The following is a 14285-nucleotide window of genomic DNA, read 5'->3' on the forward strand; positions in this document are numbered from 1 at the left end:
TACCGTCCTGCTGCGTCCTGTCGTCATCGCGCCCCTGCCCGTCCTGGAATCAGCCGCCCGTGACCTCGGCGACCGGCTGAACATCGCACAGTTTGAAGGCATTGCCCTTCGCGGCGCGCACGGCATCGACGCGAGCGGCAAAGGCGGCGGATCGGGGGTCCATGACCCGCACCACGGGACGCTCGGTCTCCGGCAAGGCCGAGGCGATCCGGACCCGCGTCATCACATCGGGATCGGTGACCGCGCCATTGTTGGCGTCATCCCCGACTTTCAGCTTCTCGACCACGTCCAGTCCGGCCACGATCCGTCCAAACACCGTGTAGCTGCCGTTCAGATTGTCGTTCTGGCCCATCATCAGGAAAAACTGGCTGTTGGCGCTGTCGACGCCCGAAGACCGGGCCATGCCCGCCACGCCGGGACAGAACAGTCCGGTCGCATCGACCTTGAAATCCGCCGTGACGAACATCTGCGCATCCGGCTGGGTCACGACCGGCACCGACCCCACCAGACCCTGGATTCCCGGGGCATTGGTCCGGATCGGTGCAAAGCCTGCCGCGCTCCCGCGTCGGAATGAAAACTCCGGCGGCAGGTCCGGCAGATCGCTACCGCCTTCGCCTGTCCCGAGCGGATCGCCCGTCTGGGCCATGAAACCCCGGATCACCCGGTGGAATTTCAGCCCGTCATAGAAACCCCGACTGGTCAGGGTGCGGATGCGCTCGACGTGACCAGGGGCGACACGCGGGTCCAGCTCGACCAGGACCCGACCCTGCGTCGTGTCGATGACCCACAGATTTTCAGGGGCAATCACGCGCCAGTCGGAAGCCGTGGCCGGCGCAGCAGGCGTCTGAGCAAGGCCCGCGCCGCCGAACGCGAGGGCCACCGTAAAAGCCGCAAGACCGATCTTGAATTTCATGCCTGTCCCTTGACCTTTGCCAGAACCCGGGCGGCGACCGCGGGGCTGACGAAACTGCCGATATCCCCGTCCAGACGGGCGATCTCCTTCACCAGTTTGGAGGCGATCGCCTGATGGCGCGGATCGGCCATCAGGAACACGGTCTCGATGTCGTCATTGAGGCGCTGGTTCATCGCCGTCATCTGGAATTCGTATTCGAAATCCGAGACGGCCCGCAGCCCGCGCACGATCACATTGGCGTCCAGGCTCTCGGCAAAATGCATCAGCAGGGTCGAGAACGGCTGGACCACGATATCGCGGTTCAGGGGGGCGACCTCGGACCTGACCATCTCGACGCGCTCTTCGGTTGTGAACAGCGGTCCCTTGGCGTCGTTCTGGGCGACGCCGATCACCAGCCGGTCGACCAGCTTCATGGCCCGACCGATGATGTCGATGTGGCCGTTGGTGACGGGATCGAAGGTCCCCGGATAAAGCCCGATACGCATGGCGTTTTTCTCCCCCGCCGAACCCGCCGTCTAGCATCCGTTGCGGGACAGGGTCCAGCCGCGGGTGCCGTTCGACCAGCCGCTGCCCCAGATTTTGCGTGCGCCGCACAAAACTTGCGGCATAAGGCCGTGATGACCGCCACTGCGACCCTTCACATCGATCTCGACGCCCTTGCGCACAACTTTCATGCGCTGGAGGCGCAGACGGGCGTGCCGGTTCATCCCGTGGTCAAGGCCGACAGCTATGGCCTCGGGGCCGTGCCCTGCGCGCGTCGGCTGATGCAGGAAGGGGCCCGGACCTTCTTCATCGCCCGCGCCGCCGAAGGGATCGCCTTGCGCGGTGCCCTCGGTCCCGAGCCTGTCCTCTATGTGCTGGACGGCTGCGTCGGCGACACAGCGGCTGACCTGAAGGCGGCCAGCCTGCGCCCGATCCTGAACCATGCCGATCAGCTGGGAACCTGGCTGGGTGCTGGCGGGGGCCCCTGCGGGCTGCAGATCGACACGGGGATGAACCGTCTCGGTTTCCGCCCCGAGGACGCCCCCGAACCCTTCGACGACCTGTCCCTGGTGATGAGCCATCTGGCCTGCGCCGATGACCCGGCCCAGCCGATGAACAGAACCCAGCGTGACGCCTTCGCCCGGGCCTCCAGCCGTTATCCACAGGCCCTGAAGTCCTTCGCCAACTCCGGCGGCTGTTTCCTCGGCCCGGACTATGCCTTCGACGCCGTTCGGCCGGGCATCTGTCTTTACGGCGGAGGCCCCGAAGGCCGTCCCGATGCCCGGCTGAGGGCTGTCGCAACGCTCAGCGCCGACATCCTGCAGATCCGGGACGTCCCGGCGGGCGAAAGCGTCGGCTATTCGCGCGGGTACGTCGCCGAGACGCCCCGGCGCATCGCCACCTGCGGTGCCGGCTATGCCGATGGCATCGCCCGCTCCAACAGCCCGGCCGGCCAGGTCTGGGTCGCCGGCGGACTTCGCCCGATCCTCGGTCGCGTCTCGATGGATGTCATCGCCGTCGACGTCACCGACCTTGATGTTCGCGCGGGGGATGCCGTCCAGCTGTTCGGCCCCGATCGTCTTCTCGACGATGCCGCGACCGCCGCCGGCACCATCAGCTATGAGCTTCTGACCTCGGTCACCGCCCGGGTGCCGCGTAATTACGCCTGACAGGTCTTGCGCGAAGCGTTGCCATACCCACCTTTTCGACGCCGTCGTCTGGCACCCGCCCGCTCCGGATTCCAGACAATCCAGACAATCCAGACAACGGATTGTCGGGTACGAAGCGGTTCCGGAGCTGCGAAACGACAAAACCGGTCGTATCCATCCGACCTGCCCCTGCCCCGCCCCCGACGACTCCTGCTAGAGCCCGGTCATGGCCAAAGACAGCGCGATATATGTCTGCCAGTCCTGCGGGGCTGTGCACGGAAAATGGTCCGGCCAGTGCGGGGCCTGCGGCCAGTGGAACACCATCGTCGAGGAGAGCCGTGCGGCCCCTCCGGGTGCCCTGAAGCCCGTCAGCGCCTCCCGGGCCCGGGGCATCCAGTTCGAAACCCTGCAGTCCGACACGCCCGAGCCGCCCCGGATCGTGACCGGGGTGACCGAATTCGACCGCGTCTGCGGCGGCGGGGTGGTCCCCGGCTCGGCCATCCTGCTGTCCGGTGACCCCGGTGTCGGCAAGTCGACCCTGCTGCTGGATGTCGCCGGTCGGGCAGCCCTGCGCGGGGTCCGGGTCGCCTATATCTCGGGCGAGGAAGCCATCGAACAGATCCGTGTCCGCGCCAAGCGGATGGGTCTGGCCGAGGCCCCCGTGAACCTCGCATCCGCCACGGCCCTTCGCGAAATCGTGGGCACGCTGAAGCGCGAGAAATTCGACATTGTTATCGTCGATTCGATCCAGACCCTGTGGTCCGACGCGCATGAGGCCGGACCCGGCTCCGTCACCCAGGTCCGGGCCTGTGCCGGGGAAATGGTCCGTCTGGCCAAGTCCCAGGGCACGGCCGTCATTCTCGTCGGGCACGTGACCAAGGATGGCCAGGTCGCAGGCCCCCGTGTGGTCGAGCATATGGTCGATGCCGTCATGACCTTCGAGGGCGAGCGTGGCTATCCGTTCCGCATCCTGCGCGCCGGCAAGAACCGTTTCGGGGCGACCGACGAAATCGGTGTCTTCGAAATGGGCGATGCGGGCCTGTCGGAGGTCAACAACCCCTCCGCCCTGTTCCTCGGCGACAGCAAAGACCGCGCACCCGGTGCTGCCGTTTTTGCCGGAATCGAGGGCAGTCGCCCCGTGCTGGTCGAGATGCAGGCCCTGGTTGCTCCCGCCGCCTATGGCACACCGCGCCGGGCCGTCGTCGGCTGGGACACGGGGCGCCTCGCCATGGTGCTGGCCGTTCTGGAGGCGCGCTGCGGCGTCGGCTTCGGTGACAAGGACGTCTATCTGAACGTCGCCGGGGGTCTGCGCATCAACGAGCCCGCCGCCGATCTCGCAGCGGCTGCCGCCCTGATCAGCTCCGCCGTCGATGTGCCCCTGCCGCAGGGTTGCGTGGTCTTCGGCGAAATCAGCCTGTCGGGCGAAGTCCGCGCCGTCGGCCGCGCCGAGGCCCGCCTGAGAGAGGCCCAGAAACTGGGCTTCGACAACGCCCTGACCCCGCCCCTGACCGTCAAGGGTCACGGCGTGGCCCTGACATCCATCAGCCGCCTGACGGAAGCGGTCGATCGAATCTCGCAGAACCGCTACTAGGCGCGAATGACCGGCTTTGACGCCTTTGCCATTCTCGTGATCCTCGCCTCGGCCGCAGCCGGCTGGGTGCGCGGCGGCACGCGCGAGCTGATCACCCTGCTCAGCTTCATCCTCGCCGCCTTTGTGGCCCTGGTGGCCCTGCCGTTTACCGCACCGCTGGGCCGGGCGCTGATCGACCCCGACTGGATCGGTTCGGTCTTCGCCGCCATCCTTTCGTTCCTGATCCTGTATTTCGGAATCCGCCTGCTGGGCTCGACGATCTCCAAACGCGCACAGGCTCATCCCACGCTGGGCGGCATCGACCGCCTGTTCGGCATTCTGGTCGGCACGGGCCGGGCGCTCGTCCTGCTGGGGGCCATTCACCTGGTCGTCGTCGCCGTAGTGCCGGGCGAGCGCACCCCGCGCTGGCTGACCGAGGCCACCCTTCAGCCACTGACCGCCGGTGCCGCTCGCACCATCCAATGGGCCCTCCCCGGCATCGGCCGGGGCATGGATGCAGTCACACCTGTTGTGGATTCATCCGTCCGCCGAGGGTTTTCCGACGAAGACGCCTTGCAGACGCCCCAAACAGGCAATACTTCGCCCGCTGCCCCCAACGACTAGTCGCCACCGCACATCGGAGCCCACGATGAGCACGCTCGACCACGCTATTGCCGCTCCGGTCATCCACCGCGAGCATCACCGTGACGCCGACGATGATCGTCCGCGTCTGGAATGCGGCGTCGTCGGCGTCTGGGGGGCAGAAGCGGATGAAGCCTCCGCCATCGTGGCCCTGGGCCTGCATGCGCTCCAGCATCGCGGTCAGGAAGCCTGCGGGATCGCCTCGGTGCATGAGACCCGCTTCCACACCGAACGCCACATGGGCCATGTCGGCGAAGCCTTCGGAGGCTCGGACCTGCCCACCCGCATGCCCGGCACGGCTGCGGTCGGACACACCCGCTATTCGACGGCTGGCGGCAGCTTTCTGCGCAACATCCAGCCGATGTTCGCCGATCTCGACACTGGCGGCATCGCCATCGGCCACAACGGCAATCTGACGAATTTCCTGTTCCTGCGGAACCAGCTGGTCGGCGAAGGCTCGATCTTCCAGTCCACCTCGGACTCCGAGGTCATCCTTCACCTGATCGCCCGCAGCCGGAAGGCCAAGGTCGTGGACCGGTTCATCGACGCCCTCGCGCGGATCGAAGGCGGCTATGCCCTGGTCGCCCAGACGCGCTCCAAGATGATCGGCGCCCGCGACCCGCTGGGCATTCGTCCCCTCGTGCTGGGCCGGATCGGTGACGCCTGGGTGCTGGCCTCCGAAACCTGCGCTCTCGACACGATCGGTGCGACCTTCGAGCGCGACGTCGAGCATGGCGAGGTGGTCGTCATTGACCGTCACGGCCTGCAGTCGATCAAGCCCTTCCCGGCCCGCGCCGCCCGCCCCTGCCTGTTCGAATATGTCTATTTCTCACGACCCGACAGTGTCGTGAACGGCCGGTCGGTCTATGGCGTGCGCAAGCGCATGGGTCAGGGTCTGGCCCGCGAGTTCCCAATTGAAGCGGACGTCATTGTCCCCGTGCCCGACTCGGGCGTCCCGGCAGCTCTGGGCTATGCCCAGGAGAGCGGCATCCCCTACGAAATGGGCATCATCCGCAGCCACTATCTGGGCCGCACCTTCATCCAGCCCAGCCAGGCCACCCGCCAGAAAGGCGTCCGCATGAAGCACAGCCCCAACCGGGCCGTGCTGGAAGGCAAGCGCGTCGTCCTGATCGACGACTCCATCGTGCGCGGCACCACATCGGTCAAGCTGGTCCGAGCCGTCCGCGCCGCCGGCGCCACCGAGATCCACCTGCGCTCGGCCAGCCCGCCCATCCTGTGGCCAGACTTCTACGGCATCGACATGCCGGAACGAGACCAGCTGATCGCCGCCAACAAGACGCTCGAGGAAATGCGCGAGTTCCTTGAGGTCGATTCCCTGGGCTTCCTGTCGGTCGATGGCCTCTATCAGGCCATGGGCGAGACCGGTCGCGACGAGAAGACCCCGCAGTTCACGGACCACTACTTCACCGGCGACTATCCGACCCGTCTGGTCGACCGCGAGATCGAGGCCGGCGGGCGCGACCCTGTCGCACGCCAGCTCTCGCTGCTCGTCAGCGCCTAGGATCGCATGACCGACACCCTTCCGCTTGCCGACCGCATCGCCCTTGTCGTCGGAGCCTCGCGTGGCATCGGCTATGAAAGCGCCCTCGCTCTGGCCAAGGCCGGGGCCCACGTGGTCGCCACGGGCCGGACCCAGGGCGGGCTGGAAGAGCTGGATGACGCTATCTACGCCGCCACCGGAAAACACGCCTCCCTCGTTCCATTCGATCTGGTGGACGGCGGTGGCATCGACCGGATGGGCGGAGCCCTCTTCGAGCGGTTCGGCAAGCTGGATATCTGGGTCCAGGCCGCTGCGACCATGGGTGAGGCCGGTCTGACGCCGGTCGCCCACGCAGAACCCCGCGCCTTCGCCAAGATCGAAAAGACCAATCTGACGGCCGTCTATCGCCTGATCCGTTCGCTGGAGCCACTGCTGCGGGCCTCGGACGCCGGGCGGATGATCCATATCACCACCAGCCTGACCCAGGTCCCGCGCGCCTTCTGGGGCATGTACGCCGCGACAAAGGCCGGGGCTGAAACCCTGGTCCGCTGCTGGCTGGACGAGATCGAGTCGACCCCGATCCGGGGTACGGTCCTCGACCCCGGCCGCATGCGCACCAAGCTCCGGGCCCAGGCCTATCCGGGCGAGGACCCCATGACCCTGATCCATCCGTCAGAGATCGGGCCGCTGATCGTCGAACTGGCGAGGCCCGACCTGACCCCGCCCCTGCTGCAGTCCTTCAAGGACTGGAAATCGGGCCTGCCGAGCGCCGCGCTGATCTGAGGCAGCGCCCTATTTCTTCGGGGCGTGCTTCTGGCCGACGCGGACGCGGCCCGAGCGTGACACCTGCCGGGCGCCGCCACGGGCACCCTTCTGGATCGCCACGGACGAGCCCGCCTTCTTGGAGGCGCTGGACTTGACCGCTCCGATGACCCGGGGCTTGGCCACACGGGTCTTCTTCTGCTCCAGCGCCTTGCCGGGCAGGTTCGACAGGGTCTCGGCCGCAGCCTCGGCCTTGCGGACCTTGCGCGGAGCCGTCTTGGCGTCGCCCTTGTAGCGTTCAGGTCCCGACTTGGCCCCGCCCTCGGCATAGGGGTTGGCCGTGCCGCCCTTGATGGTCAGCCGCAGCGGTGTGCCGGGCAGGTCGAAGCTCTCGCGCAGGCTGTTGGTCAGGTAGCGGATATAGTGCTCTGGCAGGGACGCGGCCCGGCTGGCGAACAGCACGAAGGTCGGCGGCCGCGCCTTGATCTGGGCCATGTATTTGGTCTTGATCCGCTTGCCATCGACGGCGGGGGGCGGATGTCTCTGGGTCGCCATGGACAGCCAGTCATTGAGGTCCTTGGTCTTGACCTTCACCGACCAGGTCGCATGCGCGGCCAGCACGGCCGGCATCAGCCGCTCGACCCCACGTCCGGAGTGAGCCGACAGTGCCACGAAGGGCGAGCCCTTCAGCTGGGGCAGCTTGTCCTCGGCCAGCCGCTTCAGCTCGGCCATCTTGGCCTGGGGCTCTTCCTCGAGGTCCCACTTGGCCGCGACATAGACCAGCGCCCGGCCCTCCCGCTCCACCAGATCGGCCAGCTGCAGGTCCTGCACATCGAAGGCATTGTCCTTGTCCATGACCAGCACGACCACCTCGGCAAAGGTGATGGCCCGTATGGTGTCGGCGACAGACAGCTTCTCGAGCTTCTCCTGCACCCGTGCCTTGCGGCGCATGCCGGCGGTGTCCACCAGGCGGATGTTCTGCCCCTCGTACTCCCAGTCGACCGAGATCGAATCCCGCGTGATCCCAGCCTCCGGCCCGGTCAGCAGGCGATCCTCGCCGATCAGGCGGTTGATCAGGGTCGACTTGCCGGCATTGGGGCGACCGATGATGGCGATGCGGATCGGCTTGTCGGGCTCGTCGACTTCCTCGACGAAGATATCGACCGAAGCGTCGCGGATGGCGGCATACAGATCCGCCATGCCCTCGCCGTGCTCGGCCGAGATGGCGCAGGGCTCGCCGAAGCCCAGGCTGTAGGCCTCGCCGATTCCACCCCCGCTCTCGCGGCTCTCGGACTTGTTGGCCAGCAAGATGACCGGCTTGTGCTGCTTGCGCAGCCGCTCGGCGAAGATCCGGTCCAGTGACGTGACACCCTCACGGGCATCCATCATGAACAGGATTAGATCACCGTCTTCCAGCGCCGCCTCCGTCTGCTCGCGCATCCGCGATTCGAGGCTGTCATCGTTGATGTCCTCGTAGCCGGCGGTGTCGATCAGCGTCAGATCCATGTCGCCGATATGGCCGTCGGCATAGCGTCGGTCACGGGTCACGCCCGGGCGATCGTCGACCAGCGCAAGGCGCTTCCCGACCAGCCTGTTGAACAGTGTCGACTTGCCCACATTGGGACGGCCGACGATGGCGAGCTTCAAGGCCATGTCGGCGTTCTAACCCAAAAATACAGTAACGTCAGCGGATGCTGACGAGTTGACCCTTGTCGGTCAGGACGTAGAGCGCACCATTGTAGGCCGCTGGCGCGATGTACGAGGCTCCGCCGACATTGACAGAGGCCGTCTGGAGACCCGTCTTCGGATCAAACCCGACCAGATTGCCGTCCGAGTTCACGAGCACCAGCCGGTTGGAAGCCAGCACCGGCCCTGACCATTCCGGTCTCACCGTCCGGTCGAAGAAGCCGAACAGCCCCCCCTCCTGACGCACGAGGCCTTCGTTCAGATCGCGGGTCCAGTAGATCGCTCCGGTGTCGCGGTTGACCAGGGTCAGTTCTCCCGACTTGGACACGACATAGACCACATCACCCGCTGGCAAAGGCGCGTTGACCCCCGCGACTGGTAGAGACCATTTCGCCTGGCCCGAACGGATATCCATGGCCTGCATGACGCCGGAGTGGCTGACGGCATAGACGAAACCCCGTGAAATCACGGGCCGGCCGGCGATGTCGCGAATCTCGGACAGGGCGCTGGTACGGCTGGTGCGCGACAGGACTTCGGACCAGACAGGCTGTCCATTGGCGGCTCGCAAGGCGACGACCTCTCCCGAAGAGAAGGGTGCGATCACCGTGTCACCGCTCACCGCCGGCGACGAGGCCCGCAGGATGCGGGCAGGCTCGACGATCCCGCGATAGGACCAGTCCTGCTGCCCATTGGCGGTGTTGAAGGCGATGATCTGGTTGTCGACATCGACGACATAGACCCGGTTGCCCGATACGGTCGGCGCACCGTGGATGGGTGAGTCGACCGTCTGGGTCCAGATCACCGCGCCGGTGGCCGCGTCCAGCGCTGTCATGGACCGGTAGCCCGATGCGACGAACACCCGTCCAGCGCCAACGGCCACACCGCCGCCGAAACCTCCGCTGCCGGTTCCACCACCGCCAAGACCGATGCCGAAGATCGAGCGACCAGCCTCGCGCTCGGTTCGCTTGACGTCGACCTGCCAGACGATCTGGCCGGTGTTGGCGTCAACCGCCGAAACCTGGGCTTCGCCATCCATGACGAACACGCGCCCCCCATCGGCAACCACGGGGGCCATGACCTGGCGACTGTTGGCCGAGCCGGCCCCGATGTCGCGACGCCAGGCCACCGTGAACGCCGGCGCGGCAATCACATGCTCCACATTGTTCCCGGCATTACCACCGGGCAGCGGCCAGGCCGTGGCCGCAACAGGCCCGGGCAGGAAGAAGTCACGCCCACTGAGGGCGGCCGACGGTGTGAGCGCCTGCTCGAACTCCAGCACGGAAACACGCGTGCCCTCGCTGGCCGTTGCGGCGGGCGCGTCCGCGCCACCCAGGCCGAAAGGCAGGACGCGGCGGACGGTGCCGCAGGCGGTGACGCTCAGCGCTACGCCGCAGATGAGGGCGACCTTCAGCGCGCGGTTCATGGTCGTCATCCGGTCTCCGGTCGTGGAAATCATCACTGGGGAATCACTGAGCCGTCTGCGGGGCTGTCGGCGGACCCGCGGCAGGAACCTGGGCTGCTGCACCCGGCGTCTGAACCGGCAAGGCGGCCTGAGCCTTGACGATATCGGCCAGGCCGGCGGCTGCACCGGAATCGATCATGGCGATCGCCGCAGAGGCTTTTTGCTGAATGGATTCCGGAATGTCCTGGCCGAGGCTCAGCAGCACGAACAGTTCGCGAGCCTGCGGCAGTTGACCGTTCTGCAGGCGCGCCATGGCCAGCGCCTCCTGGGCAAAGGGACGCAACGGACGCCCCTCCTGGGTCAAGGGGGTCAGGCGCGCTTCGATATCCGCCAGCGTGCCAGTGTCCATGAGCAGCATCGCGGCCTTCAACCGCGCCGGATCAGCGAGAAGCTCATCGCCATCGGCCTTGGCGGCCTCATCGAGGAAGGCAATCGCTTCGGGAATCTTGTTGTTGGCCACGGCCACGCCAGCGCGTTGCTGGAGCGCCAGCGACTTGTAGGCCGCGTTTCCGTTATCGACCGCCTGGGTGAAGGCAACGTCGGCAGCGGCAGGGTTACCGGCTTCCAGAGCCTCGAGCCCCGTCTGATAGGCCACCGCGGCCTTCTCGGCCTTGGAGGTTTCCCAGGACTGCCAGCCCCACCATGCAAGGGCACCGATCAGTGCCACCAGCAGGACACCACCCACAACGGGCAGCCAGGTCCTCGCCAGACGCTTGTAGCGTTCGGAGCGAAGCTCCTCCTCGACCTGTTCGAAGACATCAACCACGGAAACGTTGCCCCAAAAATCGCTGCAAAGCCAATCGGCGCGGACCCTAGAGGGTCAGCTTCCGCGCCGCAACGTAAAGGGATTACGGCGTGACGTGCTTTTTGGAGAAGTAGGTCTCGACTTCGGCAGGAAAACGGCGAGCACGGACATCTTCGGCATAGCTGGCGACGGCACGGTCGATTTCACCTCTCAGGTCGGCGTATCTGCGCACGAATTTCGGGGTCCAGTCGAAAAGCCCCAGCATGTCGGGCGTCACGAGGATCTGTCCGTCGCAGGCTGCGGACGCTCCGATGCCGATCGTCGGCTTGTCGATGACTTCGGTGATCTCGCGCGCGACGCCCTCTGCTGTCCCTTCGATCACGACGGCGAACGCGCCGGCGTCGGCCGTCGCTTCGGCCTCGGCGATCACACGCAGGCGTTCGTCATCCGTCCGCCCCTTCGCCTTGAAGGCGCCTTCGGTGAGCACGGCCTGAGGACGCAGCCCAACATGACCCATGACCGGGATACCGCGCTGGACCAGATAGGCGATCGTCTCCGGCACCGTGGGCCCGCTCTCCAGCTTGATCGCCTGGGCCCCGGTTTCCTTCATCACGCGGGCGCAATTCTCGTAGGCGATTTCCTTGCCGCCCTCGTAGGAACCGAATGGCATATCGACCACGACCATGGCCCGCTTCGAGCCCCGCATGACGGCCTGGCCATGCAGGATCATCATATCCAGGGTCACGCCGACCGTATTGGGCATGCCATGGACCACCATGCCGACGCTGTCGCCGACCAGCAGCAGATCGCAATGATCGTCCAGCAGCGCGGCCGTCGGGGCATCATAGGCCGTCAGGCAGACGATGGGCTCACCGCCCTTGCGCTTCATGATGTCGGGCGCGGCAAGGCGGCGGGTGGTCTGCGGGGTCTGGGCGGACATGGGCGGTCTCCTAGGCGAGTGCGACCGATACCAGCAATGCGCGCCCTTCGTCATCCTCCGGCGCGGAGCAACCGACCGGACCGAACGCTGGCTCAGATTTCCTGGGACAGCTTCATCGCGCCCGCAATGGCCACAGCGACCAGGGCCGCCGTGCCGATCCAGAAGAGCGACATGCCGCCCATGGACCCGAACACCATGTCCGAAAGCCCCACCTGATCCAGCACGGGCTGCATTGAAAGCTGCGCATCCTGATTGGCGTTCTGGAGTCCCTGCCCCAGTGAGCGGACGGGGGCCGTGACCGCAGCGGTTCCCAGATCGACCGCCGAACTCAGGGACTGTCGAACGGCCACGATACCACCCGTCAGTCCAGCCAGGGTCAGGGCCAAGGTGCGGAGCCGCGTGCTCGATGCCAGCTTCGCCTCGATCCCGGCCGCGAAAAGGGCCTCGTCAGCCATCCTCGGACTGCGAGCGAAAGCGCGTTCCACGAACGGATCAAACTCGTCAGCCGACATGAGACGTCCTCCCGTAGGATGCCGGTTCCGGCTGAAGCCGGACGCGGAGTTTATCCAGACCACGTTTGACATGAGACTTCACCGTACCCAGCGGCAGTTTCAAGGCGGCCGCGATTTCCGGATGTGAGAGGCCGGCACCATGACACAAGGACACGCACAGCCTTTCGGTTTCGCTGAGGGCCTTCAACGCCTCGTCCAGATCGACCAGACCCGGCGTATCGACCAAGGGTGCCGTCTCCTCGGTCTCGACCTCGGCGACGTAACGGGCGTTTCGGGCCTTGCGCTTCAGATAAAGCCGCGCCGCTATCCGCTTGACCCAGGAGGCGAATGTCCCCTCGCCCCGGAACTCGGCACATTTCTCAAACGCCTGCAGAAAGGCGTCCTGGGCCACGTCGTCGGCTTCAGAAGGCTGGGCCCCCATGCGACGCAGCAGCCCTCTGACCGCCGAGCCATGCCGACGGACGAGTTCGCCGAACTCGCGACGTCCACCCGCCGCCGCAAGGGCGGCGAGTTCGACATCGTGCAGGTCGATCAAGGCCTTGGTCATTACAGATCCCCCTGTCTGACCCAGACTCAGTCCTTGTTCTTGTTGAAGGCGCTCAGGACGACGAATGCGAGTCCGATCATGCCCGGGATCGCAGCCATGCCGCTGATCGGGTAGAAGGCGTCCATCTCCTCGAAACTGATCAGATAGCCCATCAGGGCGATACCGATGCTGACGGCCAGCAGGATGACGCCCACCCGCAGGTCTCGTGTCGCCGTGGCGGGTGGCTTGATGTTCTCACGGCTCAGGGCCTCGACCACATCCGTCGGCAGGGGCTGGCCCTTGTCGATGGCGGTCCGCAGGGTGGCCTGCATTTCGCGCCGCTCACGGCTCTTGAGCCATGCCGGCACAATCACGATCAGCGCGATCATTCCGAACATCGCGATCGGTATCAGAAAACTTCCGTCCATAATCTTGTCCTCAAGGTCCCGACCCGGGCCTGATGCCCCGGCCTTCTGACAACAAGAGGCGTCGGGATGCGCCAGCAGATGCGCCAATCGACATGAAATGTTCGTAAGGTGTCACCTGGACACGATCCAGGTGTCTCAGTGCGTCCGGCTCAGCCTCCGGGTCAGCCACACTGCGCTGATCGCAAGCCATGCCGATCCCGCCAAAGCCCCGACCGGCATGGCAATCACCGCAGACAGGTCCGGCCAGAGTTCGAGCATGGAGGGCGCGATCGCCCACATCAGCACACAGCTGATCACCAGCCACGGCAGCATGGCGGCCGCTCCCAACCATGCGCGCCGCAGGGCGACCCGCTGCGCGACTTCGGTCAGGAACCCGATATCCCGCACCGGAGGCGCGGCACGCCCCAACAACTGGTCCAGCTTTTGTTCAGGCGACACTGGACCCTCCAAGGGCTGCGAGCAGGCGGGTTCGTCCCCGTGCGACATGAGATTTGACCGTACCAAGCGACAGGTTCAGCGCAACGGCGGCTTCAGAATGCGAAAGACCGTCCGCGAGGCACAGGGCGACACACGCTCGCTGGTCCGGCGGCAAGGCTCCGAGAGCCGAAGCCAAAGCCATCCGATCCTCATGGGATACGCCTTCGGGAAGGACGATGGTTTCCAGCCAAGATCGATCCCGCTCGGCGGCGCGACGGCCGCTGCGAAGCCGATCCTGTGCCCGCCTCCAGGCGATTCCCAGAAACCAGGAGCGCACACCGGCGGGATCCTTCAGCGACCTCAGCGACTGCCAGCCTGCCAAAAAGGTCTCCTGCGCCACGTCGTCGGCTTCGGTCCACTCCCCACCGAGAGTGCGGCGAAGAAAGCCGCGCACAACCGACTGGTGGCGTTCAACCAGTCGCCCAAAGGCAGCATCTGATCCCGCGCGCGCTGCGCGCACAAGCTCGGCATCGGTTGGGACCACCACCTG

The 14285-nt window shown here is 66.1% G+C and carries 16 protein-coding genes; 5 read left to right on the top strand and 11 right to left on the bottom strand.

The window, feature by feature from the left end:
- Positions 1-49: 49 nt before the first annotated feature.
- The gene (locus GGR13_RS07820) at positions 50-913 is read right to left on the bottom strand and encodes a peptidylprolyl isomerase (protein WP_183212923.1); all 864 of its coding nucleotides are present in this window, start codon (positions 911-913) and stop codon (positions 50-52) included.
- On the bottom strand, positions 910-1398 hold the full coding sequence (gene coaD, locus GGR13_RS07825) for a pantetheine-phosphate adenylyltransferase (protein WP_183212924.1): 489 nt from the start codon (positions 1396-1398) through the stop codon (positions 910-912). Before coaD ends, GGR13_RS07820 begins: the two co-directional genes overlap by 4 nt.
- A 132-nt stretch (positions 1399-1530) precedes the next feature.
- On the opposite strand from coaD, the gene alr reads away from it, so the two are divergent.
- From alr to GGR13_RS07850, 5 genes are all read left to right on the top strand, one after another.
- Positions 1531-2565: an alanine racemase gene (gene alr / locus GGR13_RS07830; RefSeq protein ID WP_183212926.1), complete on the top strand. Its 1035-nt coding sequence runs from the start codon at positions 1531-1533 to the stop codon at positions 2563-2565.
- Positions 2566-2770: 205 nt separating this feature from the next.
- Positions 2771-4135: a DNA repair protein RadA gene (radA, locus tag GGR13_RS07835; RefSeq protein ID WP_183212928.1), complete on the top strand. Its 1365-nt coding sequence runs from the start codon at positions 2771-2773 to the stop codon at positions 4133-4135.
- A 6-nt stretch (positions 4136-4141) separates the two neighbouring features.
- Complete coding sequence (locus GGR13_RS07840; RefSeq protein ID WP_183212929.1) at positions 4142-4738, top strand: CvpA family protein; 597 nt, start codon at positions 4142-4144, stop codon at positions 4736-4738.
- Positions 4739-4763: 25 nt separating this feature from the next.
- On the top strand, positions 4764-6278 hold the full coding sequence (gene purF / locus GGR13_RS07845) for an amidophosphoribosyltransferase (RefSeq protein WP_183212930.1): 1515 nt from the start codon (positions 4764-4766) through the stop codon (positions 6276-6278).
- 6 nt (positions 6279-6284) lie between these two features.
- Positions 6285-7040 (top strand): SDR family NAD(P)-dependent oxidoreductase, encoded by a 756-nt coding sequence (locus GGR13_RS07850; protein ID WP_183212931.1) that lies wholly within the window; start codon positions 6285-6287, stop codon positions 7038-7040.
- Between the two features lie 9 nt (positions 7041-7049).
- Here GGR13_RS07850 and der read toward each other — a convergent pair whose 3' ends face one another.
- The 9 genes from der to GGR13_RS07895 all read right to left on the bottom strand — a co-directional run bounded on the left by der (position 7050) and on the right by GGR13_RS07895 (position 14282).
- Positions 7050-8672 (bottom strand): ribosome biogenesis GTPase Der, encoded by a 1623-nt coding sequence (der, locus tag GGR13_RS07855; protein WP_183212932.1) that lies wholly within the window; start codon positions 8670-8672, stop codon positions 7050-7052.
- A 31-nt stretch (positions 8673-8703) separates the two neighbouring features.
- A complete protein-coding gene (locus tag GGR13_RS07860) occupies positions 8704-10161 on the bottom strand; it encodes a PQQ-like beta-propeller repeat protein (protein WP_246347736.1) in 1458 nt (485 codons plus the stop codon).
- A gap of 10 nt (positions 10162-10171) precedes the next feature.
- Complete coding sequence (locus GGR13_RS07865; RefSeq protein WP_183212934.1) at positions 10172-10933, bottom strand: tetratricopeptide repeat protein; 762 nt, start codon at positions 10931-10933, stop codon at positions 10172-10174.
- A gap of 82 nt (positions 10934-11015) precedes the next feature.
- Positions 11016-11852: a 3-methyl-2-oxobutanoate hydroxymethyltransferase gene (gene panB / locus GGR13_RS07870; RefSeq protein WP_183212936.1), complete on the bottom strand. Its 837-nt coding sequence runs from the start codon at positions 11850-11852 to the stop codon at positions 11016-11018.
- A 92-nt stretch (positions 11853-11944) separates the two neighbouring features.
- Positions 11945-12364: a hypothetical protein gene (locus GGR13_RS07875; protein ID WP_183212937.1), complete on the bottom strand. Its 420-nt coding sequence runs from the start codon at positions 12362-12364 to the stop codon at positions 11945-11947.
- Complete coding sequence (locus tag GGR13_RS07880) at positions 12354-12911, bottom strand: RNA polymerase sigma factor (RefSeq protein WP_183212939.1); 558 nt, start codon at positions 12909-12911, stop codon at positions 12354-12356. Before GGR13_RS07880 ends, GGR13_RS07875 begins: the two co-directional genes overlap by 11 nt.
- 26 nt (positions 12912-12937) lie before the next feature.
- Complete coding sequence (locus tag GGR13_RS07885; RefSeq protein ID WP_183212941.1) at positions 12938-13318, bottom strand: DUF6249 domain-containing protein; 381 nt, start codon at positions 13316-13318, stop codon at positions 12938-12940.
- Between the two features lie 135 nt (positions 13319-13453).
- Entirely contained in the window at positions 13454-13756 is a 303-nt protein-coding gene (locus tag GGR13_RS07890) for a hypothetical protein (protein WP_183212942.1), read from the bottom strand.
- On the bottom strand, positions 13746-14282 hold the full coding sequence (locus GGR13_RS07895; protein WP_343060314.1) for an RNA polymerase sigma factor: 537 nt from the start codon (positions 14280-14282) through the stop codon (positions 13746-13748). The genes GGR13_RS07890 and GGR13_RS07895 overlap by 11 nt, the downstream gene beginning before the upstream one ends.
- Positions 14283-14285 lie beyond the last annotated feature (3 nt).

The organism is Brevundimonas variabilis (genome assembly GCF_014199945.1).
GTDB classification, from domain to species: Bacteria; Pseudomonadota; Alphaproteobacteria; order Caulobacterales; family Caulobacteraceae; genus Brevundimonas; species Brevundimonas variabilis.